Genomic DNA, 20,140 nt, shown 5'->3' with positions numbered 1-20,140 from the left:
GGTACATTGGCCACGATGTTCAAGGTGGTGCTCGCGGTCGCAGCGGTGTGCGTGCTCGCCGGCTGCTCATCGGGAGCAGAGATCCCGGCGAACGCCGACATCGCCAAGGTCACCGGCGTCAAGTCGAGTTTTGGGCCCCAGTTCAAGATCCTGGACATTTCCGAACGGGCGATCGACCCCAAGCTGCTCTCCGCCCGCAAACTGCCCGACGGACTGAAATTCGATCCCGCGAACTGCGCGAAAGTGGCGGCTGGGCCGGACATGCCACCGGATTTGCAGGGCAACATGGCCGCCGTGTCGGCCGAGGGCAATGGCAACCGGTTCGTCGTTATCGCCGTGGAGACATCGAAGCAACTGCCGTTCAACGACCCGGGAAAGGATTGCACCAAGGTCGCCTTCGCCGGCGGCCAGGTCCGGGGCGGCATCGAGGTTGTCGATGCGCCGCGCATCCAAAGTGCCCGCACGTCGGGAGTGCACCGGGTCCTGCAGGCGGTGACCCCCGGGGGGCCTCGCACCGGCGAGCTGTACGACTACTCCGCCCAGTTCGGCGACTACCAGGTGATCGTCATCGCCAATCCGCTTGTGGTGCCGGATCAGCCGGTTGCGAAGGTCGACACGCAGCGGGCGCGCGACCTGCTCGTCAAGGCGGTCAGCGCGATCCGCGGCTAGCCTGTTTCAACGCACGTTGCGCGCGCGGAACTGGATGCTGACCCGCGTACCCGTCGGCGCCGACGTCTTGGGAACCGCATGCTCCCAGGTGCGTTGGCACGATCCACCCATCACCAGCAGATCGCCGTCCGCAAGCGCCAGCCGCATCGACCGGCCGCCCCCGCGCCGGCGAAGCGCGAACGTGCGAGTGGCGCCGAGGCTCACAATCGCCACCATGGTGTCCTCGGAGCTGCTGCGACCGATGGTGTCGCCGTGCCAGGCCACGCTGTCGTTGCCGTCGCGGTAGCAGCACAACCCGACGGTGGTGAACGGCTCACCCAGTTCGGCGCCGTAGATGTCGTTGAGTCGCCGCCGCAGCCTGGCCAGCATCGGATGCGGTGGTTCTTCGATCGTCAGGTCGTGAAAACTGACCAGGCGCGGCACGTCGACGACCCGGTCGTACATCTGGCGTCGTTCGGCTCGCCAGGGCACCGTGGCTAGCAGCTCGTCGAGCAGACCCTCGGCGTCGTCGAGCCAGCCGGAGCGGATTTCGATGAAGGCGCCGTCTCCTAGTTGGCGCCGTTCGGTGTGCTCGAACAGCGAGCCCTGTGCTGCCAAAATCACCGTCCCCACGTCGACCAGCTTATCGCACACCCGTTCGATCATCCTCGACCAAGGCTCAGCGGCTACGGTTCTAACTGTGAGTCCTGTCGAGCTGGGCACCGATTCCGAAGTGGGAGTGCTACGGGTCGCCATACTGCACCGACCGGGCGCGGAGCTGCGGCGACTGAACCCGCGCAACAACGACCAGTTGCTGTTCGACGGGCTGCCCTGGGTGTCGCGCGCACAGGAGGAACACGACCAGTTCGCCGAGGTCTTACGTTCCCGCGGCGTGGAAGTGCTGCTGATGTCGGACCTGCTGACCGAGGCGCTGCAGCACAGCGGGGCCGCCCGGATGCAGGGTGTCGCTGCCGCCGTCGATGCGCGCCGACTCGGAACGCCGTTGGCGCAAGAGCTTTCGGTATACCTGCGTGGCCTGGAGCCGGCCGCGCTGGCACCCGTGTTGATGGCCGGCATGACGTTCGAAGAGCTGCCGTCGGACACCCGGACCGATGTGTCGCTGGTGCTGCGCATGCACCACGGGGGGGATTTCGTCATTGAGCCGTTGCCGAACCTGGTGTTCACTCGCGACTCGTCGATCTGGATCGGGCCGCGGGTGGTGATCCCGTCGCTGGCGCTGCGGGCGCGGGTCCGCGAGGCGTCGCTGACCGACCTCATCTACGCCCACCACCCGCGGTTCACCGGCGTCCGGCGCGCGTATGAGTCGCGCACCGCACCGGTCGAGGGCGGTGACGTGCTGTTGCTGGCCCCGGGTGTGGTCGCGGTGGGAGTAGGGGAGCGGACCACCCCGGCCGGTGCGGAAGCGCTGGCGCGCAGCCTCTTTGACGACGACCTGGCGCGTACCGTGCTGGCGGTGCCGATCGCGCAGCGTCGCGCGCAGATGCACCTCGATACGGTGTGCACGATGGTCGACACCGACACCGTGGTGATGTACGCCAACGTCGTCGACACGCTGACGGCGTTCACCATCCAGCGCACACCCGACGGCGTGGCCATCAGCGACGCGGCCCCCTTTCTGGAAGCCGCGGCCAACGCGATGGGGATCGACAAGCTGCGGGTCATCGACACCGGGCTGGACCCTGTCATCGCCGAACGCGAACAGTGGGACGACGGCAACAACACGTTGGCCCTGGCGCCCGGCGTCGTCGTTGCCTATGAGCGCAACCTGCAGACCAACACCCGCCTCGAGGATGCGGGTATCGAAGTCTTGACGATCGCGGGCTCCGAATTGGGCACCGGTCGCGGGGGGCCACGCTGTATGTCGTGCCCAGCCGCCCGGGATCCGCTCGAGTAGGTGTGGGCGAGCAGACGCAGAATCGCCCAAATTACGCCTGATTGAGGCGATTTTGCGTCTGCTGGGCACAGTCACCGCCAGCTTGGGAGCCAGATCTCCATGTCCCAGGTCTCTTGCGAGATCGGCAGACCGGTGAGCACCGGAAATAGCCAGGCGAAGTTCGTCGCCACCAAGGCGACGTAGCACGACACGGCGATCAGCCCCAGCGTGCGTCGTTCGGCACCCTGCCGCGTTCTGACGGGGGGGACCTGATAGAGAACATCGCCGAGAATCAGCGCGATGGCCATCACCAGGAACGGCGCCATCGTCGCCGCATAGAAGAAGTACATCTGCCGGTCGATGTCGGCGAACCAGGGCAGCCACCCGGCGCAGTAGCCGACCCATACCGCGGCGTAGCGCCAGTCGCGTCGGACCAGCATTCGCCATGTCGCATAGAGCAATACGGGCACGGCCAGCCACCACATGGCGGGGGTGCCGACCATCATCTCGGCCTTGACGCAGGACTGTGCGCCGCAGCCGGGAACGTTCTGCTGGTCGATCGCGTAGAGCACCGGCCGCAACGACATCGGCCAGCTCCACGGTTTGGATTCCCAGGGATGGTGATTGCCCGCGGAATTCGTCAGGCTGGCATGGAATTGGAAGGCCTTTGCGGTGTAATACCACAGCGAGCGAATCGCATCCGGCAGCGGAACAACGCTTTTGGGTCCGATGGTCTGGCCAACCTGATGGCGGTCGATCGCGGTCTCGGACGCGAACCAACCCGCATAGCTGGCCAGGTAGACCGCAAACGGGATGAGCCCCAACGCATAACCGGTCGGTGGCACGTCGCGTCCCAACACCCCCACCCACGGCCTGGGCACCTGGTATTGACGGCGCGCGGCCACGTCGAAGGCCAGTGACATGGCGCCGAAGAACAGCACGAAGTACAGGCCGGACCACTTTGTCGCACAAGCCAATCCGAGTAGCACCCCGGCGCCGAACCGCCACCAGCGCACACCGAGCCGCGGCCCCCATGTGGTCTCCGCGATACGGCCTTCCAGCAGCGCGACGTGCATCCGTTGCCGAACCTGATCGCGGTCGACGATCAGCGCACCGAAAGCCGCGACCACCAGGAACGTGAGGAAGCCGTCGAGCAGTGCGGTCCGTGCGGCGACAAAGCTGACGCCGTCGCAGACCAGCAGCACCCCGGCGATGCCGCCGACCAACGTCGAACGGCTGATCCGCCGGACGATGCGCGTCACCAGCACCACCAGCACGACGCCGAGCACTGCGCCGGTGAACCGCCAGCCCACTCCGTTGTAACCGAAGAGCGCCTCGCCGAGCGCAATCAGTTGCTTGCCGACCGGGGGATGGACGACAAGGCCGTAGCCCGGGTTGTCCTCGACCCAATGGTTATGCAACACCTGCCAGGCCTGCGGCGCGTAGTGCTTCTCGTCGAAGATCGGCGTACCGGCATCGGTCGGCGAGCCCAGGTTCAGAAAGCGGGTGATCACCCCGAGCAGCGCGACCACGGCTGTGACGATCCAACCGCGCATCCGGTCCACCGGCCCGAAATCGGCGACCGGAACCACCGGGCCGGGGCTGACGACGGGTATGACTCGCTCCTGCACGACGTCAGGCATTTCTTGGGGCGGGGCGGTCATCACGTCGATCGTAGGCTGTCCGTCATGACCCATGGCCGCCTGTTGCTCGCCGCGACCCCGTTGGGCCAGCCCTCAGACGCCTCGCCACGGCTGATCGACGCGCTGGCGCAGGCCGACGTGGTGGCCGCGGAGGACACCCGGCGAGTGCGAAACCTGGCCAAGGCGCTCGACGTCACGATCACCGGTCGGGTGGTCAGCCTGTTCGACCGGGTCGAGGCGGCCCGGGCCGCATCGCTGCTGCCCGCGATCGAATCCGGCGCGACGGTGCTGGTGGTCAGCGACGCCGGAATGCCGGTGATCAGCGACCCCGGCTACCGGCTGGTCGTCGCGTGCGCGGCTGCCGGGCTGCCGGTGCAGTGTCTGCCCGGACCGTCCGCGGTGATCACCGCGTTGGCCGTATCCGGTCTGCCGGCGGAGAAGTTCTGCTTCGAGGGCTTCGCCCCGCGCAAGAAATCGGCGCGCCGAACCTGGCTGGCGTCCCTGGCCGACGAGTCGCGGACCTGTGTCTTCTTCGAATCGCCTCGGCGGTTGGCCGCCTGCCTGCGCGACGCCGTCGAGCAGCTGGGGGGTGCGCGCCGGGCGGCGGTGTGCCGGGAGTTGACCAAAGTGCACGAGGAAGTCGTTCGCGGATCGCTCGACGAGCTGGCCGAGTGGGCGGCCGACGGTGTGCTCGGCGAGATAACGGTCGTGTTGGGCGGTGCGCTCCCGCACGGCGACCCGTCCTCGCTGGTGGATTCGCTGGTCGAAGAGGTGGAGGAGCTGGTCGCCGGCGGGGTCCGCATCAAGGACGCCTGCAGCCTGGTCGCCGGCCGGCATTCGGAGGTGCGCACCCGCCAGCTTTATGACGCGGTGCTGCGGTCGCGCGAGGAAGACTGAAGTCCGGCCAGCCGCGGGATGCATGGACGGCATCAGTATCGGCCTCGGCATTCTTGTTCGGCGGGGATCAGCACGTATCGCGCATTCGGCGTGAACTGACGGCTTTCGCTGTGAAATCACGGCTTTCGGCGTGACAGTAGGGCGGGAAATCGGCGCGCATTTCCGCCCAGGCTTGACTCGCAAAGCCCAGGGTTCACACCCAAAGCCCAGGCTTCACTCGCAAAGCCCAGGCTTCACACCAAAGCCCAGGATTCACACCCAAAGCCCGGCAACCGCTCAGCCGACAGGCGCGGCGGTCGGCAGTTCGACGATCGGGGCCGCCTTGTGCAGGCATTCTTCCCATTCGGCGTCGGGATCGGAGTCGGCGGTGATGCCGCCGCCGACTCCGAGCACGGCGTGGCCCGCAGGGTCGAATTCGACTGTGCGGATCGCCACGTTGAGCTCGCAGCCCGCTATCGGGGAAGCCAAACCTACTGTGCCGCAGTATATCCCGCGACGACGCGGCTCCCATTGCGAAATCAGCTGACGGGCACGCAATTTCGGTGTCCCGGTAACCGAGGCCGGCGGAAAGGCGGCGTCCAGCAGCGCCGACGTCGGAAGCTCGGCCGGAACTCGCGCGGACACCGTGGACACCAGATGCCATACGCCCGGCGCGCGGCGCACCACCAGTAGTTCGGGCACGGTGACCGTGCCGGTAATGGCAACTCGCCCAAGGTCATTGCGCACCAGGTCGACGATCATGATGTTCTCGGCGACGTCTTTGGCCGAAGCCCTCAGCGCCGCCGGCCAGGCATCGAGCGGCAGCGTGCCCTTGATCGGGCTGGACGTCACGGCGCTACCTCTGCGCCGCAGGAAAAGTTCGGGGGACAGCGATGCCACCGCTCCCCAACGTCCGGCGACATAGGCCGCGCGGGCCGGGGAGGTGCGTGCGACGCCCTCGGCGAAGAAGTCCAGCGGGTCTCCGTCGACGGTCCCGGTGAACTGCGTGCAGACGCAGGCCTGGTAGACCTCGCCGGCGCCGATCGCCTCCAGGCAGGCGAGCACCCCGTCGCGGTGGGTTTCGCGGTCCGCCGATCCCCAGTCGATCCGGCAGTCCCGCGGCGGCGCCGGCGGTGCTGTGAGGGCGCCGGCCAGCCAGCTCGGCATCGGCGCGCCCGAGAGGCTCTCGTACCACCATTGCGCGTCGCGGTCGCAGCGCAGCACGCAGTCGGTCCAGCCGCCGGCGGCTTCCGGGATCCGGCTTCCCTGCCGGTCGGCCCCGGCGTCGGGGTAGGACAGATACCCAACCCAGCCGCCGCCCACCGCCGTGCCGTCCGGTCCATCCAGGGCGGGCCGGACATCGAATGCCGCGTCAACCGGTTGCACCGAGACACTCGGTGCGATCACGGCCAGTGCGCCGAACCACTCGCCGGTGAGCGCGGCCGGTGGTGGCAGACCGAGCCGGCGGGTGGCGTCGCCGACGGCGCGCAACACTCTGGGTGCGCCGCCGAGATCGCCGAGCCGCTCGATTCGCATTGCCCAAGCTTGACAGAACCTCGGATTTCTAGCCGCGGCTGATCTCGCGTGCGGTGGCCAGCGCGACGAGTTTGTCCGGGTTACGCATCACGTAGAAGTTGGTGATCTTCGGCCCGTCAACCTCGTAGGCGATCTCGAGCGTGACCACCATCGCCGGCTGCTCGTCGAGGTAGAACAACACCGCCGGGGCGCTGTTGCAGGTCACCATCTCGACGCGCACTCCGGTCCCAGCTTTGCGCATCAGGCCGGTGATGGCCCGGGCCACCCGCTCGGCGCCGATAACCGGCTTGCGGGCCGCGCTCACCTTGCCTCCGCCGTCGGCCATCCAGGTGGCGTCCGGAGCCAGCATCGCCATCAGCGCCTCGACATCGCCGCTGGCCGCCGTCTGCAAGAACTGCGCGGTGATCTCGGCGTTGCGTTGCGGGTCCACGGGTTCTCGGGTGGCCCCGCCCCACTTGCGCCTGGCGCGGACGTGTTCACGTGCCCGGTGGGCGACCTGGCGGACCGTCGGCGCCGGCTTGTCGACAGCTTCGGCAATCTCGCCGTAGTCGAACCCGAACACCTCGCGCAGCACGAACACCGCGCGTTCGTCCGGGCTGAGCGTTTCCAGCAACACCAGCATCGCCATTGAAACCGATTCCGCCAGAACCACATCCGACGACGGGTCTTGCTCTTCGAGGAGCAGCGGTTCGGGCAGCCAGGGCCCCACGTACTCCTCACGTCGCCGCGCGCCGGCCCGCAAGGCATTCAGGGCCTGGCGCGTGACCAGTTGAGCCAGATAGGACTTGGTGTCGTGCACCCCCGCCAGGTCGACGTTGGCCCACCGCAGGTAGCTGTCCTGCAGCACGTCGTCGGCTTCGGTTGCCGAGCCGAGGATTTCGTAGGCGATGGTGAACAGCAACGGTCGCAGCAGCGTGAACCGTTCGGCGTGTTCACCATCGCCCGGCGACGAACTCATCGCGGCGCGACCTGATCTGGCGTCGGCTCGAACGCGGCCAATTGCGCCTTGCGCATGCCGCCCTTGAGCCACCGGTAGGAACCTGGTTTGGCCGCCTCGCGACGCAGCAGCCACACCGTGCCCTTGCAGACGGCCTCCTTGACCGACGCGGCGGTCCGGCCGGCCACCGCGATGTTCCGCGGGGTGTCGTCGCTGTGCGAGATCTGGAAGATGCCCTCGCTGCGGCCGAGGCTGATGCACTGGCCGACGAACACCTGGTTCAGCGGCTCGGGAGTGCGGCCGGCGACCCGGCTGAGCAGAGTGCGGGCGGCCTGCGCGCCCAACGGCCCGGCCGCCTGGCAGCTCATCCGCAGCGGCAGGCTCGACGGCGCGGCGGCGTCACCGGCGGCGACGATGCGCTCGTCGTCCACGCTGGTCAGCGTCTCGTCGGTGAGCAGCCGGCCCATCGCGTCGGTGGCAAGGCCGCTGCGTGCAGCCAGATCGGGCACGGCGAAGCCGGCCGTCCACACCGTCACTGCGCTGGGCACGACGGCGCCGTCCGACAGCACCACCGCGTCCCACTGCACCTCGGCGGCCGGATCGAACTCGAGTACGTTCACCTCGAGCGCGCGCAGTCGCTTGGCCACCTTGCGCCGGCCCCGCTCGCTCAACGACGGCCCCAGGATCCCACCGCAGATCAGCGTCACCGGACGGCCCTGCTCGGCCAGCTCGCAAGCCGTTTCGATGCCGGTCAGTCCGCCGCCCACCACCGCGACCGGAGCACCGAGAGGCAGATCGGTCACCGCGTAGTGCAGCCGCTGCGCGCTCTCGAAATCGGCTACGGAGTAAGCGAATTGAGCCACCCCGGGGACCGCGGACGTCTCGGCGGTGGTCGCGCCGGTACTGCCCACCGCGTAGATGAGGTAGTCGTAGTCCACCGAAGCGCCGGACGCCAGGACGATCCGCCGGGCATCGGCGTCGATGTGGTCGGCGCTGTCGACGATCAGCTGGATTCCTTCGCCGAGCAGCGAACGGTAGTCGACGGTGGCGGTGCCGGTGTTGGCGACCAACTGGTGCAGCCGGATCCGTTCGACGAACATCGGGCGCGGGTTTAGCAGGGTGATGTCGATGTCGGGGCGCTGCCGCAGATGGTTGGCGGCCAGGGTGCCGGCGTATCCGCCCCCGACCACGACGACATGGGTTCTCTTGGTCATTTCCTGTCTCCTGTTGATCGGACTTGTGACCTTGAGACACCGCGAGCCGGCCGGGCGTGACATCTTAGGGCCCGATTGTGACCTGTTTCACGAATCCGTCGGCAGGAAGACGAAGTTGTTGACGTAGACGCCGCGGACGGCCCAGCCCTCCTCCCGGCCGCCGATGTTCGCCGGGTTTTGATGCTCGGCCGGGTCGAACTCCTGCACCGGCCGGCGGGTGCCGCCGACGTCGAAATAACCGGTGTAGCCGAGACCGGACAAAAACTCGGTGATCGATGCGACGGCGTGGGGGTGGTGGCGTTCTTCGGCTTCCACCAGCACCGCGGGCCGGTTGCGGGTGAGGGTGTCCGCGGCGCCGCGCAGCACTGCCAGCTCGTGGCCTTCGACGTCGATCTTGACCAGGCCGACGTTGTCCAGCTCCAAGTCGTCGAGGCGCCGCACCGGCACGTCGATGGCCTGGACCAAATCTCCGCCCTCGCCCAGGTCGCTCAGTGGGTTGCTGTCGTCGATCGTGCTGCGCCCGGGATCGTCGGGCACCACCCGCATCGCGGTCACTCCCGGCTGATCCGACAGCGCCACCGCCTCGACCCGGACCGAAGCGCCGACCGCGTCGAACATCGCCATCAGATCGCGGGCCTGCGTCGGCCGCGGTTCGAACGCGATCACCGCGCGCGACGCCGCGAGCATGGCGATGGTGAATTCGCCAATGGACGCCCCGATGTCCAGCGAGATGCGGTCCGGATGGCACAGCGAGCGGGCCAGCATGACGTCTGGGTGCGATTCGCCGAGACGCTGCAGGATGCCGAATTTGCGCCGCCAGTACCGCCGCGGTGCCACCGTCTTCGCCGCAGGCGCCAGCCAACGCCTGATCGAGTGTGCGACGGACATCTGCGGTGGGCTCCTGGCCGTTTCGAATAACGCTTCGGGCTTTTGACCGGGCCCTTCGAGGCGGCCCGATAGTCCCCCGACCGCGCCCAGACTGCCTTGTGCCGTTTGCTGAGGCAACAACCGTAGCCGACGTCGACGGGTGTCCGGCCGTAACCCCGCGAGACTGGTTTCAGCGCAGGTCGCGGCCCGGATTGAACCGGGTGGGCGCGGGCCGCACATGCTACGCTTTCCGACACAGTTCGGCCTTGCCCCGGGTCGGCTAACCACGAAACCAGTTGAACAAACGGGGATCCCTATTGCGCGCGGTTGTGCATCGGGAAAAGCAGTCGGTAAGACGACCAGTCCCTGGTCGGGCCTCGATGAGCGGGCGCCCAGAAGGGACATGTGCTATCGGAGGATCTAGTGCCGCGCAGTCTGGACCTGCTCGTTACCTCCGTCGCCAAGCAGCTGATGGAGGCCACCGCGTCCAGCGCGACCCGAGTCACCGAAAACGTCCTCGCGCAGCTCGTCGACCAGATGGGTCTGAGCGGTAGCTTCCTGCGCCACCACGACCACGACATCCGGGCCTCCCTGCTGGTTGCCGAGTGGCCGCCGCGAGTGGACGTCCCCGATCCGGATCCGCTCGCCGTCGTGCATTTCACCAGCGCCGACCCGGTACTTGCCGAGTGCGAACACGGCCGCAAACCCGTCGTGATCCGGCCGGACCACAGCAACCGGCTCTTCCAGCGCCGCGGCGGGGACGCCGTCGACGATTCATCCCCGACCGTGGCCGCCGCGCCGCTCGTCTCACACGACGTCACCACCGGGGTGCTGGGTTTCGTCAAGGCCGGCACCAAGAAGTGGAAACAGGAAGAGATCAACACGCTCGAGGCGGTGGCTGCCCTGTTTGCGCAGCTGCAAGCGCGTATCGCGGCTGAGGAGAAGCTGCGCTACCTTGCCGAGCACGACGATTTGACCGGCTTGTACAACCGTCGGGCGCTGGTCGCGCACCTTTCCGCCCGGCTCGCTGCGGGAAGCCCCGGTCCGGTTGCGGTGCTGTATCTGGACCTCGACCGGCTGAAGCCGATCAACGACTACCTCGGGCATACCGCGGGCGACTGGTTCATCCGCGTCTTCGCGCAGCGGATCCGGGTGTGCGCCGGAAACAACAGCATGATCGCCCGAATCGGTGGGGACGAGTTCGTGGTCATCCCCGAGCAGCCGATGTCGAGTGCCACCGCTGAGTCGTTCGCCCGCCGGCTCGGCTCGATGCTGCGCGAGCGCCTGGCGATCGGTGGTCACATGATCACCCGCACCGTCAGCATCGGGCTGGCGGTGGGCATGCCCGGGCGTGACAACAGCACCGACTTGCTGTGCCGCGCCGACGAGGCCGTTTTGAGCGCCAAACGCGAGGGCGGCAACCAGGTCGCCCTGTCCACCGACGACATGTCGCTGAAAAGCGCGTTCCGCAACGACATCGAGCTGCACCTGCAGGGCGACATCGACAGCGAGGCGCTGCTGCTGCACTATCTGCCCGAGGTGGATCTGTGGACCGGCGCCATCGTGGCGGCCGAGGCGCTGGTGCGCTGGCGGCACCCGATCTGGGGGCTGCTGCTGCCGAATTCGTTCATCGGCGTAGCCGAATCCACCAACCTCGCAGGGGAATTGGGCCGCTGGGTGATGCGCGCCGCGTGCGCCGAATTCAGCCGCTGGAGAGCCAACGGCGTCGGACAGAGCGCGACCCTGCGTATCAATGTGTCGCCGGTGCAACTGATCACCCGCGGTTTCGTCCGCAGTGTCGCCGACACCATCGAGGAATTCGGTATCGACGGCGGATCGGTATGTCTCGAGATCACCGAGCGCGCGGTTGTACACGACATCGAAACCACCCGCAAGACCCTCGCCGAGCTCAAGGAGGTCGGGGTCCAGATCGCCATCGACGACTTCGGCACCGGCTACGCGGTCCTGTCCCACCTGAAATCCCTTCCCGTCGACATGCTCAAGATCGACCTGGGATTCGTGCGCGACTTGGGCAACAGCGCCGGCGACCTGGCCATCGTGCGCGCCATCATCGGCCTGGCCGAGGCCTTCGGTCTGCAAGTGGTCGCCGAGGGAGTCGAAACACCCGCTGCCGCACTGACTTTGATGCAGCACGGGTGTCACCGCGCACAGGGCTTCTTGTTGTCGCGACCCGTTCCGGGCAACACCATGGAGGCGTTGCTGGCCGCGCGGTGGATGCCGATGCCGTTCCTCGCCGACCGCGAGGCGTTGTCGCTCGGCGCGATCTAGTCGATGCTTCGTATGCTGCGGAGGAAGGCGCTGGTCGTCGGCGCGTGCGCGACGTTGGCGCTCAACGGATGTGGTGGTGACCATCCGGCCGGGTCCGGGCCGTTGAACGCAATCGTCAGTTCGGTGATACCGGCGAGCGTCCAGGAGACTCCCAATCCGCTGCGCGGTCAATATGAAGACTTGCTGGTTCCCCTTTTCCCACAAGGCAATCCGGCCCAGCAGCGGTACCCGGCGTGGCCCGCGTCGAACGACGCGAGCATGCGAGTGTCCTGGCGGCAGCTACAGCCCACCGATCCGCGCTCGCTGCCGCCGAATGCTCCCGACGATGTCAAGTACGACTTCAGCGTCATCGACGATGCGCTGAGCAAGCTGGCCGCCCGCAACATGCGGCTCACCCTGCGCGTGTACGCGTACAACTCCTGTTGCGATGCGGTGTATCCCAACGACACCAACATCGAGATCCCGGACTGGGTGCGTGCCCTTCCCGGTGCGAGCACCAGCTACGCCGGCCCGCCGGCCGGCTCGTCGACGCACGGCCTGACGCAGGTGGTGCCGAACTGGAACGATGCGGGCTACCTCGACGGATTCGAACAGCTGCTGGCCGCACTCGGTCGGCGCTACGACAACGACGAGCGGCTCAGCGTTTTCGAGTTCTCCGGCTACGGGGACTTCAGTGAAGACCACATCGCCTATCTGCGTGACACGCTGAACGCGCCGGGCCCGGCGCCCGACGAAAGTGTGGCCGCCCTGGGCTATTACAGCCAGTTTCGGGACCAGAACATCACCATCGCCGCCATCCGGCGACTGGTCGCGGCCAACGTCAACGCCTTTCCCCATACGCAGCTGGTGGTCACCGTCGCCAACCCGGAGATCGTGCGTCAGGTGCTCGCCGACGACGTCACCAAGAAGCTGGTCGCCCCGGTGGGCATCCGCTCCGACGCACTCGGTGTCTACGCACCCCTTCCGGTCTGGGCAGAGGACAGCGCATCCCACTACGTGCAGCACCAGGATCCGCTCGTCGCCGCTTTGAAGAAGCGGCTGGCGGAGGCACCGGTGATCACCGAATGGGGTGGCGCGCCGCCGACCAAGACCGATCCCAGGGCGTATTACGTGAAGGGCTTGCGCGACGTTGTCAAGTACCACGTGTCGATGACCTCGAGCGTTAACTTTCTGGACGCCAATTCGACCACCGCGATGGACCCGCAGCTGTACCTGCTGTGGGCCCAAGCCAATGTCGCGGCGGGCTATCGGTATTCGGTGGAGGCGCGGGCCGGGTCGCAAACCTTGCGCGACGGCACCGCCAGAATCGCGGTCACCTGGACGAATTACGGCGCCGCCGCGGCCACCGAGAAATGGGTTCCCGGCTATCGGCTGATTGATTTCTCCGGTGCGGTCATCCGGACGCTGCCGGCGGCCGTGGCGCTGAAGATGCTCGTCAACACCAGCGACAACTCGGGTGACCAACCGGTCCCGGCGTCGTCAACCGAGTCGGTGGCGGTCAGCATGGCGGGTTTGGCCCCGGGTCGCTACCGACTGCAAGCCTCGGTCGGCTGGCAGCAGCACAAGCCGCAGGGGACTCACGTGGTGAACTATCCGCCGATGCAGTTGGCACGCGAGGGGCGCGACGACGCCGGGTGGTATTCGATCGCAACGCTCGACGTTCCTCGCGACGCGCTGACCTCTGCGTCGCCCCAGCGGTGACCTGGCCTGCCGTTTTGCACTCGTCATGGGTCATAATGTCCGGTGACTTTGCCCGCCCCGGGCGAAGTCGACCAATCGGCGCTCTCGAGTGTTCGGCGAAGTGCACCGCGCCACTGCCACCTGGGGAGTCTTAGTGGATTTCCGCACTTTTGCCCGCACCCTGGCTTCGCATTGGTTGCTGCTCGTCGGCGCCTTGCTCGCCTGTCTGGTCGGCGCCGCAGCCGTCACCGTATTCCAGACGAAGAGTTATCAGTCGTCGGCCACGGTGTTGATCTCGTTCTCCGGCGAAACCGACCTCACCCAGGTGTTCCAGGGCACGCAGGCCGCTCAGGAGCGGTTGTCGTCGTATGCCGCCGTCGCGGGCGGGCATGCGGTCGCCGAGCGCGCGGTCAAGCAGTTGCACCTACCGATCAGCGCCGACGACGTGGCCAGCCGGACCCAGGTGACGTTCACCCCGAAATCGACGCTGTTCACCATCACCGTCACCGACACCGATCCCACGCGCGCAGCCGCGCTCGCGCAAGCGATGGCCGACCAGTTCACCGCGATAGTCGGGACGCTTGGAGGGAACCCCAAGAGCCCGCCCGCACCGGCTGCTCCGCCGCAGACTCTGCAGCCGGCGAGCCCCGACGGCCAGCCGACGGCCGCGCCGGGTGAAACCACCACCGTCCCGGTCCCGACACCGGCCGCCGACCCGCAGCCGACAACACCCCCGACCCAGCAACCGCCGATCGCACGGGCGACGGTCGTGGAGCGTGCCGGGGTACCCGACCGTCCGTTCAAGCCGGTGCCGATGCGCAACATGGCGATCGGGCTGGTCGCCGGTTTGCTGCTGGGCATCGGGGTGGCACTGACCCGCGAGGCCACCGACCGGACCGTGCGCACCCGCCAAAAGCTGGAGGAACTGTCCGGGGTGCGGACGCTCGCCGAGTTGCCCGGAAGCCGCGGCAGGGCACCGCGGTACGGGACCAACATCTCCTTCGACGACGCCGTGCGGGGCTTGCGTGCCCGGTTGCTGCGAGCGATGGGACCCGAGGGTCGCCGGGTATTGCTGGCCGCGCCGTTCGGCGGTGAGGGTACGACGACGACGGCGCTGAACCTGTGCCGCGCGTTCACCGAACTCGGGGAGGATGTGCTGCTGGTCGAGGGTGACACCCGTCGACCGGTGATCGCGGGCTTGCTCAAAGTCGAGTCGGGCGAGGGGCTGGGCAACGCACTGGCCGACCCGGACATCGCGCCGGAAGCCGTTAAGCAGACGCCGATTTCGAAGCTGTTCGTGCTGGCGGCGCGGGCGGCGCGCCGCGAGACGCTGCCCTGCAGCGCATACCTGCCCGAGCGGCTGGACCAAGTGCTGCGCGACGTCTCGGCCGCCTTCGACCGCACGGTGGTCGACGGCCCCCCGGTGCTTGCCACCGCTGACGCGGGACTGTTGGCCGGTGCCGTGCACGCCACGGTGCTCGTCGTCCGGGCGGGCCGCACCACCGAGGACGAGCTCACCGACGCCTTGACCGCTCTACGCGCCGCGGGCGCCAACGTCGTCGGCACCGTGCTGACCGGCGCCAGACTGCCCCGGCACGCGAAGGCCGCGACGCGCACCTACCGGGCCAAGGTCAGCGGCTCGGCGTGATCCTGTACCTGCGCAGCCGACAGCGCCTGGCGATGAACGCAGCTTTGCTGGGGCTGTTCCTGTTCGGGTGCTTCTTGTTCGGCGTGTTCTCGGTTCGCACCACCGTCTACGGCTTGATGCTGGTCGGTGCGATGTTCTGCCTGGTCGTGTACTGGTCGAGACCAGAGGCGATGATGTGGGTCGGGCTGTTCTTGGCGATGGCGTCGCTGCCGCAGGGCCTGCACGTCGGCAAAGTCGTCGGGCCGGCCTCGATCTACGCCTATCACCTGGCCCTGCTGCTGGGAATCTGCTACCTCATTCCCTTTGTGCGGCCGCGGTTTACGGACTTCCTGTTGCCGGCGATGTTCGTCGTCATCGTGCTGTACTTCACCGCGGTCGGCTTCGAGACCGGGCATGCCCCGGTAGCCGTGGTGCGCGAGGCCACGTTCCTGCTGGAGATGGTCGCCGGGTTCGTGCTGGCGCTTTTGGTCGTGGCCGGCGACTACATCAGGGGCGTCATGGGGGCGATCGCCGTGATGCTGTGGTTTTCGGCGGGCATGGCGGTAATGGGTTCGTTGCACGGCGTCGCGCTGGTCGGCCGCGAGGTAGGCGTGGAAACCGGCGAGTCGGTGACCCGGGTGATCACCACCGCACTGACGCCGGCCGTAGCCGTGCTCACCGCGCTGGTCGCCGCGACGATCGTCGGGCGGGTCCAACCCGCGACGTATCTCGTCCTGGGCACTCCGGCGCTGGTCATTGCGCTGCTGGCGTTCTCGCGGAACACCCTGATCTCGGCGACGGTCGCCGCCGTCGTCGTCTTTCTGGCCAACCTGGGCTGGTCGGCCCTGCGCCGCACCTTCGGCTTCCTTGCCGTCGGCGCGGCGATACTGGCCGTCACCCTGCCAGGTGCGTTGTTCCTGCTGCAGCACTCCGCGGCCGGGACGTGGCTGGGCGACCAGCTCACCGCGTACAGCCATCGGGTGCTCGGTGGCGTGTCGGCCAGTGCGCTCGCCGTCGATCAGTCGACGCTGGACAGGTTGGCCGAAAACGACCATCTGATTCCGGCGATCGCCAAAGCGCCGGTGTTCGGCCACGGGCTTGGCTACGCCTATCAGTTGCCCTTCGGAAACGACCCGAACGGGTTCACCGAGACGCTGGGCACCACCTACGCGCACAACTTCTACCTGTGGTGGTTGGTCAAGGCCGGGGCGGTGGGCATGGCGGCCTTCGTGGTGTTCGCGAGTGTGCCGATAATCCGGGCGCTGCGTCGCGGCTCGGCGCCGGCGAAGATCAGCGCGGCGGTCTCGATCGGCCTGCTGGTGATGTGCAACGTCGACCCGCTGCCCGAGGAGTCTCCCAACGGTCTGACGCTGGGCTTAGCGCTGGGAGCGGCCATGGCGTACGCCAGCCTGCGACGCCCGGCACAGGAGCCCGACGCCGCCGAGGCCGTGGACGCCGAGCCCGTCCCGGCTGAGATGTCCCGGTGAGTTCGCTCCAGGGCAGGCTGCGCGTCGTGGTGGCCGGTCCGGCACCGGCCGGCACAGTCAGCCGCGGGGGCATGGCCACGGTGGCCGCCCTGATGGCGGCACATCCCGACGATAAGATTTCCATCACGGTGGTGCCGACCTACGTCGACGGCCCGGTGTTGCAGCGGCTCCTTGTCGGTGTCGGCGGCATGCTGCGGTCCAGCTGGCTCGTGCTGCGCGGGCGTGCCGACGTGCTGCACGTCCATTTGGCCCACGGCGGCAGCGTGATTCGCAAGGCACTGCCCCTGTGGGCGGCGCATCTCGTGGGGGTGCCGGCCGTGATCCACGCGCACAGCTATGACTTCGGCGGCTGGTTCGACCGGCAGCCGGCGCCGGTCCGGACGGCGGTCAGACGCATGCTGGTTGCCGACTCGTGGATGGTTCTGGGTGCCGGTCACGTCGACGAGTACGCCAGCCGGCTGGCTGTCGAGCGGGGACGAATCACCGTGCTGCACAACGCTGTCCGGCTGCCGGACGCACCGGTGGCACAGGCCGGTGTCGAGCGGGTGCACGCCGTGGCGCTCGGCCGGCTGGGCGCGCGTAAGGGCAGCTACGACGTGATCGCCGCGGTCGGGGCCTTGACGGAGCCGGTTCGCAGCCAGCTGCAAGTGACGCTGGCCGGCGACGGCGACATCGCGGAGGTGCGTGCCGCGGTGGCGGCCGCCGGGTTGACCGACACGATCACGGTGGCGGGTTGGCTCGACTCCTCGGCTCGTGACCAATTGCTCTCCAGCGCAAACCTTTTCGTACTTCCCAGCTACGACGAAGGTCTGCCGATGGCACTGCTGGAGGCGATGGCGTACGGACTGGTGCCGGTGACGACGATGGTCGGCAGCATCGGGGAGGCGATCAACGACGGCATCAACGGCATACTTGTGCGGCCCGGTCATCCCGACGAGATCGCCGCTGCGCTGACGGCGCTGGTCGAGGACGAGCGGTTGCGGGTTCGGCTGGCCGGGGCCGCGCGCAGCCGCGCCGGTGACTTCGCGCTGGAACGCTGGTATCAGCGTTTGACGCGGTTGTGGACCGAACTGGCCGGCGATCGGCCCGCCCTTCGTTGAGTTAGCGGAGTTGAGCTAGCGGGCTTTCGGGTTGGGATCGGGCCGCGACAGTGCCGCTATCCGGGACAATTCGTCACCTTCATGCTCACCGCGTGTCTCGTATCGGCGTTTGAGTTTCAGCACGGGTGTCTCGAAGAAGCGGAAGCTCAGATAGGCCACCGGGACCACCACCACGAGTGTGACGACAAACAGTGGGATCCCTTCGTGCTCACCGATTGCGGCGCGAGCCAGGTTCGCACAAAGGTTGTGCAGCAGGTACACCCCGTAGCTGATCACCCCGACGAAGGCCAGTGGGCGCCAGCGCAGCACCGGGTGCAAGGGCGTCCATTCGACGATGCATGTCGCCACCACCACCAAGATCATCAATACCTCGACGACCTGCAGTGGCGTGTCAGCGATGATCGCCGCTGCCAGCAGCAGCGCCGCGACCGGCGCGGACCACAGCCGCCCGGCAACCGCGCTCACCACCGCGAAACCGCGCCGGGTGGTGAGCACGAGCGCTGCGGCGGCACCGAGCAGGATCGGCAGCGACAGGCTCGCCGGGATGCGCCACGGCATGACCGAGGCGTCCGTGAACAGGCCGACGCCTTGGGAAACCGCGATCAGCACCGCCAGCACAGCCAGCGATGGCCAGACCCGCTTGCCGCCCGTTATCATCAGCGTCGCCACCAGCAGCGGCGGCCACAACAGATAGAACTGTTCCTCGGTGGCCAGCGACCAGGCGAAATTGAACGTCACCTGATGACCGGAGCTGGAGAACCAGTTGTATGTATAGGTCGCGAATGCCGGCAGATGATGAAAGAACTGAACCCCTTCCGCGCTGTGCCGACGGGTCGCGGCCACCAGGCCGACGTAGACCAGTAGCGCCAAGTAGTACAGTGGAAAGATCCGCAGGGCACGGCGGGCGTAGAACTTCCGCAACGAAATTGCGCCTGTCGAATCCCGTTCGCGCAGTAGCAGACTGGTGATCAGAAAGCCGCTGATCGCGAAGAAGAAGTCCACTCCCAAGAATCCCTTGTGCAGAAACGACGGGCCTGGACTGCCCGACGTGTGCTGCCACACCACCGCGATCACGCTCAACGCCCGGCAACCGTCCAGCGCGCTGAAGCGGCGGATCGCCATGAACCGGTCGAAGTTGGCTTGTACCCAACCCGATTTCGGCTCGATGGCGCCGCGGCGCGAGCGGCCGAACGCGCGGGCGGCGACGGTCCCAACCGGTTGCGCCGTCATCGCGTCGTCCCGGTGACGGCCGGCACCCGCGCAGACCGCTGCAACGCCTCGGTGATGACATTCAGCAACCCGTCGGCGCAGCGGTCGACGGCGAACCGCTGCGCGAAGTGGCGCTTGGCTTCGGCGCCGCGCAGTGTCGCGCTCAATGGGTCGGCCAGCGCGTCGAACGCGGCGGCGAGCCCGTCGACGTCGTCGACACCGACCGGTGGGCGACCCGGCGGCTGGAACTCTGGTAGACCACCGGCCGTCGACACGATCGGCATCACGCCCAGCTGCATCGACACCACCTGCACACCGCTTTGCGACGCGCGGCGATAGTGGACGATCGAACCCTTCGCGCGGGCCAGGGTGGGGGCTACGTCGACATAGCGGTATTTGCCTGCGCGCCAACGCGTGTGCGCGGGCAACGCGCCAATGTCGACCGCCCCGTCACCGACGAGCACCAGCTCGTCGCCGCGCCACGCCGGCCCGGCCGTGTGCTGCCGCCAGGCTTGCAGCACCACCTCGAGGTTCTTGTACGGGTTCAGCCGCCCGATCATCACGAAATCGCGGCGGCCTTCGGGATCGACGAACCGGGGAACCAGGTCCGTGGCAAGGTCACTGCTAAGCGGCAGCACGTGCACCGGGGTCCCGGCCACGTCACGCCGGGTGGCGATCGCGGCGGCGACATGCTGGCTGTAGGCAACGGTGGCCGTCGAGCGGGCGCCCCAACGGTCGAATACCGCTCGCTCGTAGGCGGGCCGCTGTTCGAGAGCGTCTTTGGGATTGTCGTCGTGCACCAACTGGACGCGCGGCGCCAGTCCGGCCAATGCGATCCAGCGCGGATCGTTGACCAGTTCGGCGATCACCACGTCGGCGCGAAACTCGCGCACCCTGCGCCAGGCCGCCAGGTAGGCCGGCCAGGTGGCCGCGGTGCGGAACCGCGGATCGAGCACCAGCTCGTAGTCGCGTGCCGCGTCGGCTTCCGGATGGTGATGGTCGGTGGTCACCAGCAAGACGTCGACACCTCCGCGGCGCAAGGCCTCGGCCTGAACCCGCGCCAGTGGACGCATCCACGGCGAAAGCCACAGCGCCTTAAGCGGATTCACGGCTGTCCCCTCTCCGCGAGCCGC

16 protein-coding genes are annotated in these 20,140 nt (G+C 67.7%); 8 read left to right on the top strand and 8 right to left on the bottom strand.

Annotated elements, in window-relative coordinates:
* The first annotated feature begins 15 nt into the window (after positions 1-15).
* Entirely contained in the window at positions 16-669 is a 654-nt protein-coding gene (locus A9W99_RS01845; RefSeq protein ID WP_067372549.1) for a DUF5642 family protein, read from the top strand.
* A 6-nt stretch (positions 670-675) separates the two neighbouring features.
* Here A9W99_RS01845 and A9W99_RS01840 read toward each other — a convergent pair whose 3' ends face one another.
* Complete coding sequence (locus tag A9W99_RS01840; protein ID WP_216639701.1) at positions 676-1,272, bottom strand: alpha-ketoglutarate-dependent dioxygenase AlkB; 597 nt, start codon at positions 1,270-1,272, stop codon at positions 676-678.
* A gap of 76 nt (positions 1,273-1,348) precedes the next feature.
* Here A9W99_RS01840 and arcA point away from each other — a divergent pair, with 76 nt between their 5' ends.
* Positions 1,349-2,563 (top strand): arginine deiminase, encoded by a 1,215-nt coding sequence (gene arcA / locus A9W99_RS01835; protein ID WP_067372546.1) that lies wholly within the window; start codon positions 1,349-1,351, stop codon positions 2,561-2,563.
* Positions 2,564-2,634: 71 nt separating this feature from the next.
* Here arcA and A9W99_RS01830 read toward each other — a convergent pair whose 3' ends face one another.
* Positions 2,635-4,206 carry a dolichyl-phosphate-mannose--protein mannosyltransferase gene (locus A9W99_RS01830; protein ID WP_067372543.1) on the bottom strand — a complete coding sequence of 524 codons (1,572 nt, stop codon included), beginning with the start codon at positions 4,204-4,206 and terminating at the stop codon, positions 2,635-2,637.
* A 24-nt stretch (positions 4,207-4,230) separates the two neighbouring features.
* Between A9W99_RS01830 and rsmI the strand changes: the two genes are divergently transcribed.
* Positions 4,231-5,082: a 16S rRNA (cytidine(1402)-2'-O)-methyltransferase gene (rsmI, locus tag A9W99_RS01825; RefSeq protein ID WP_067372540.1), complete on the top strand. Its 852-nt coding sequence runs from the start codon at positions 4,231-4,233 to the stop codon at positions 5,080-5,082.
* 276 nt (positions 5,083-5,358) lie between these two features.
* Here rsmI and A9W99_RS01820 read toward each other — a convergent pair whose 3' ends face one another.
* The 4 genes from A9W99_RS01820 to A9W99_RS01805 all read right to left on the bottom strand — a co-directional run bounded on the left by A9W99_RS01820 (position 5,359) and on the right by A9W99_RS01805 (position 9,636).
* The gene (locus A9W99_RS01820; RefSeq protein ID WP_067372538.1) at positions 5,359-6,597 is read right to left on the bottom strand and encodes an aminodeoxychorismate synthase component I; all 1,239 of its coding nucleotides are present in this window, start codon (positions 6,595-6,597) and stop codon (positions 5,359-5,361) included.
* Positions 6,598-6,625: 28 nt separating this feature from the next.
* Positions 6,626-7,555 (bottom strand): RNA polymerase sigma-70 factor, encoded by a 930-nt coding sequence (locus tag A9W99_RS01815; RefSeq protein WP_067372535.1) that lies wholly within the window; start codon positions 7,553-7,555, stop codon positions 6,626-6,628.
* Positions 7,552-8,748, bottom strand: coding sequence for an NAD(P)/FAD-dependent oxidoreductase (locus tag A9W99_RS01810; protein WP_067372533.1), 1,197 nt, complete (start codon positions 8,746-8,748; stop codon positions 7,552-7,554). The genes A9W99_RS01815 and A9W99_RS01810 overlap by 4 nt, the downstream gene beginning before the upstream one ends.
* 87 nt (positions 8,749-8,835) lie before the next feature.
* Positions 8,836-9,636, bottom strand: a complete 801-nt coding sequence (locus A9W99_RS01805; protein WP_067372530.1) for an FkbM family methyltransferase — start codon at positions 9,634-9,636, stop codon at positions 8,836-8,838.
* A 402-nt stretch (positions 9,637-10,038) separates the two neighbouring features.
* On the opposite strand from A9W99_RS01805, the gene A9W99_RS01800 reads away from it, so the two are divergent.
* The 5 genes from A9W99_RS01800 (at position 10,039) to A9W99_RS01780 (ending at position 17,798) form a co-directional block, all read left to right on the top strand.
* Positions 10,039-11,904, top strand: coding sequence for a bifunctional diguanylate cyclase/phosphodiesterase (locus A9W99_RS01800; protein ID WP_067372527.1), 1,866 nt, complete (start codon positions 10,039-10,041; stop codon positions 11,902-11,904).
* A 3-nt stretch (positions 11,905-11,907) separates the two neighbouring features.
* A complete protein-coding gene (locus tag A9W99_RS01795) occupies positions 11,908-13,605 on the top strand; it encodes a hypothetical protein (protein WP_067372524.1) in 1,698 nt (565 codons plus the stop codon).
* A gap of 133 nt (positions 13,606-13,738) precedes the next feature.
* Complete coding sequence (locus A9W99_RS01790) at positions 13,739-15,232, top strand: polysaccharide biosynthesis tyrosine autokinase (RefSeq protein ID WP_067372630.1); 1,494 nt, start codon at positions 13,739-13,741, stop codon at positions 15,230-15,232.
* 32 nt (positions 15,233-15,264) lie between these two features.
* Entirely contained in the window at positions 15,265-16,698 is a 1,434-nt protein-coding gene (locus A9W99_RS01785; protein ID WP_253869522.1) for an O-antigen ligase, read from the top strand.
* Complete coding sequence (locus tag A9W99_RS01780; RefSeq protein ID WP_067372519.1) at positions 16,695-17,798, top strand: glycosyltransferase family 4 protein; 1,104 nt, start codon at positions 16,695-16,697, stop codon at positions 17,796-17,798. The genes A9W99_RS01785 and A9W99_RS01780 overlap by 4 nt, the downstream gene beginning before the upstream one ends.
* A gap of 15 nt (positions 17,799-17,813) precedes the next feature.
* Here the strand turns inward: A9W99_RS01780 and A9W99_RS01775 are convergent, their stop codons facing one another.
* The gene (locus A9W99_RS01775) at positions 17,814-19,028 is read right to left on the bottom strand and encodes an acyltransferase (protein ID WP_067372516.1); all 1,215 of its coding nucleotides are present in this window, start codon (positions 19,026-19,028) and stop codon (positions 17,814-17,816) included.
* On the bottom strand, positions 19,025-20,080 hold the full coding sequence (locus A9W99_RS01770) for a glycosyltransferase (protein WP_067372627.1): 1,056 nt from the start codon (positions 20,078-20,080) through the stop codon (positions 19,025-19,027). The genes A9W99_RS01775 and A9W99_RS01770 overlap by 4 nt, the downstream gene beginning before the upstream one ends.
* Between the last annotated feature and the right edge of the window lie 60 nt (positions 20,081-20,140).

The organism is Mycobacterium sp. 1164966.3, from assembly GCF_001665395.1.
In the GTDB taxonomy this organism is placed as follows: Bacteria; Actinomycetota; Actinomycetes; order Mycobacteriales; family Mycobacteriaceae; genus Mycobacterium.
This window is presented reverse-complemented; position numbering and strand designations above follow the sequence as displayed.

Bases quoted from the DNA above. Each gene is read 5' to 3' on its own strand.
- A9W99_RS01815 (WP_067372535.1), bottom strand. From the start codon at position 7,555: ATGAGTTCGTCGCCGGGCGATGGTGAACACGCCGAACGGTTCACGCTG.
- A9W99_RS01805 (WP_067372530.1), bottom strand. From the start codon at position 9,636: ATGTCCGTCGCACACTCGATCAGGCGTTGGCTGGCGCCTGCGGCGAAG.
- A9W99_RS01810 (WP_067372533.1), bottom strand. From the start codon at position 8,748: ATGACCAAGAGAACCCATGTCGTCGTGGTCGGGGGCGGATACGCCGGC.
- rsmI (WP_067372540.1), top strand. From the start codon at position 4,231: ATGACCCATGGCCGCCTGTTGCTCGCCGCGACCCCGTTGGGCCAGCCC.
- A9W99_RS01785 (WP_253869522.1), top strand. From the start codon at position 15,265: ATGAACGCAGCTTTGCTGGGGCTGTTCCTGTTCGGGTGCTTCTTGTTC.
- A9W99_RS01795 (WP_067372524.1), top strand. From the start codon at position 11,908: ATGCTTCGTATGCTGCGGAGGAAGGCGCTGGTCGTCGGCGCGTGCGCG.
- A9W99_RS01775 (WP_067372516.1), bottom strand. From the start codon at position 19,028: ATGACGGCGCAACCGGTTGGGACCGTCGCCGCCCGCGCGTTCGGCCGC.
- A9W99_RS01770 (WP_067372627.1), bottom strand. From the start codon at position 20,080: ATGCGTCCACTGGCGCGGGTTCAGGCCGAGGCCTTGCGCCGCGGAGGT.
- A9W99_RS01845 (WP_067372549.1), top strand. From the start codon at position 16: ATGTTCAAGGTGGTGCTCGCGGTCGCAGCGGTGTGCGTGCTCGCCGGC.
- A9W99_RS01820 (WP_067372538.1), bottom strand. From the start codon at position 6,597: ATGCGAATCGAGCGGCTCGGCGATCTCGGCGGCGCACCCAGAGTGTTG.
- A9W99_RS01830 (WP_067372543.1), bottom strand. From the start codon at position 4,206: ATGACCGCCCCGCCCCAAGAAATGCCTGACGTCGTGCAGGAGCGAGTC.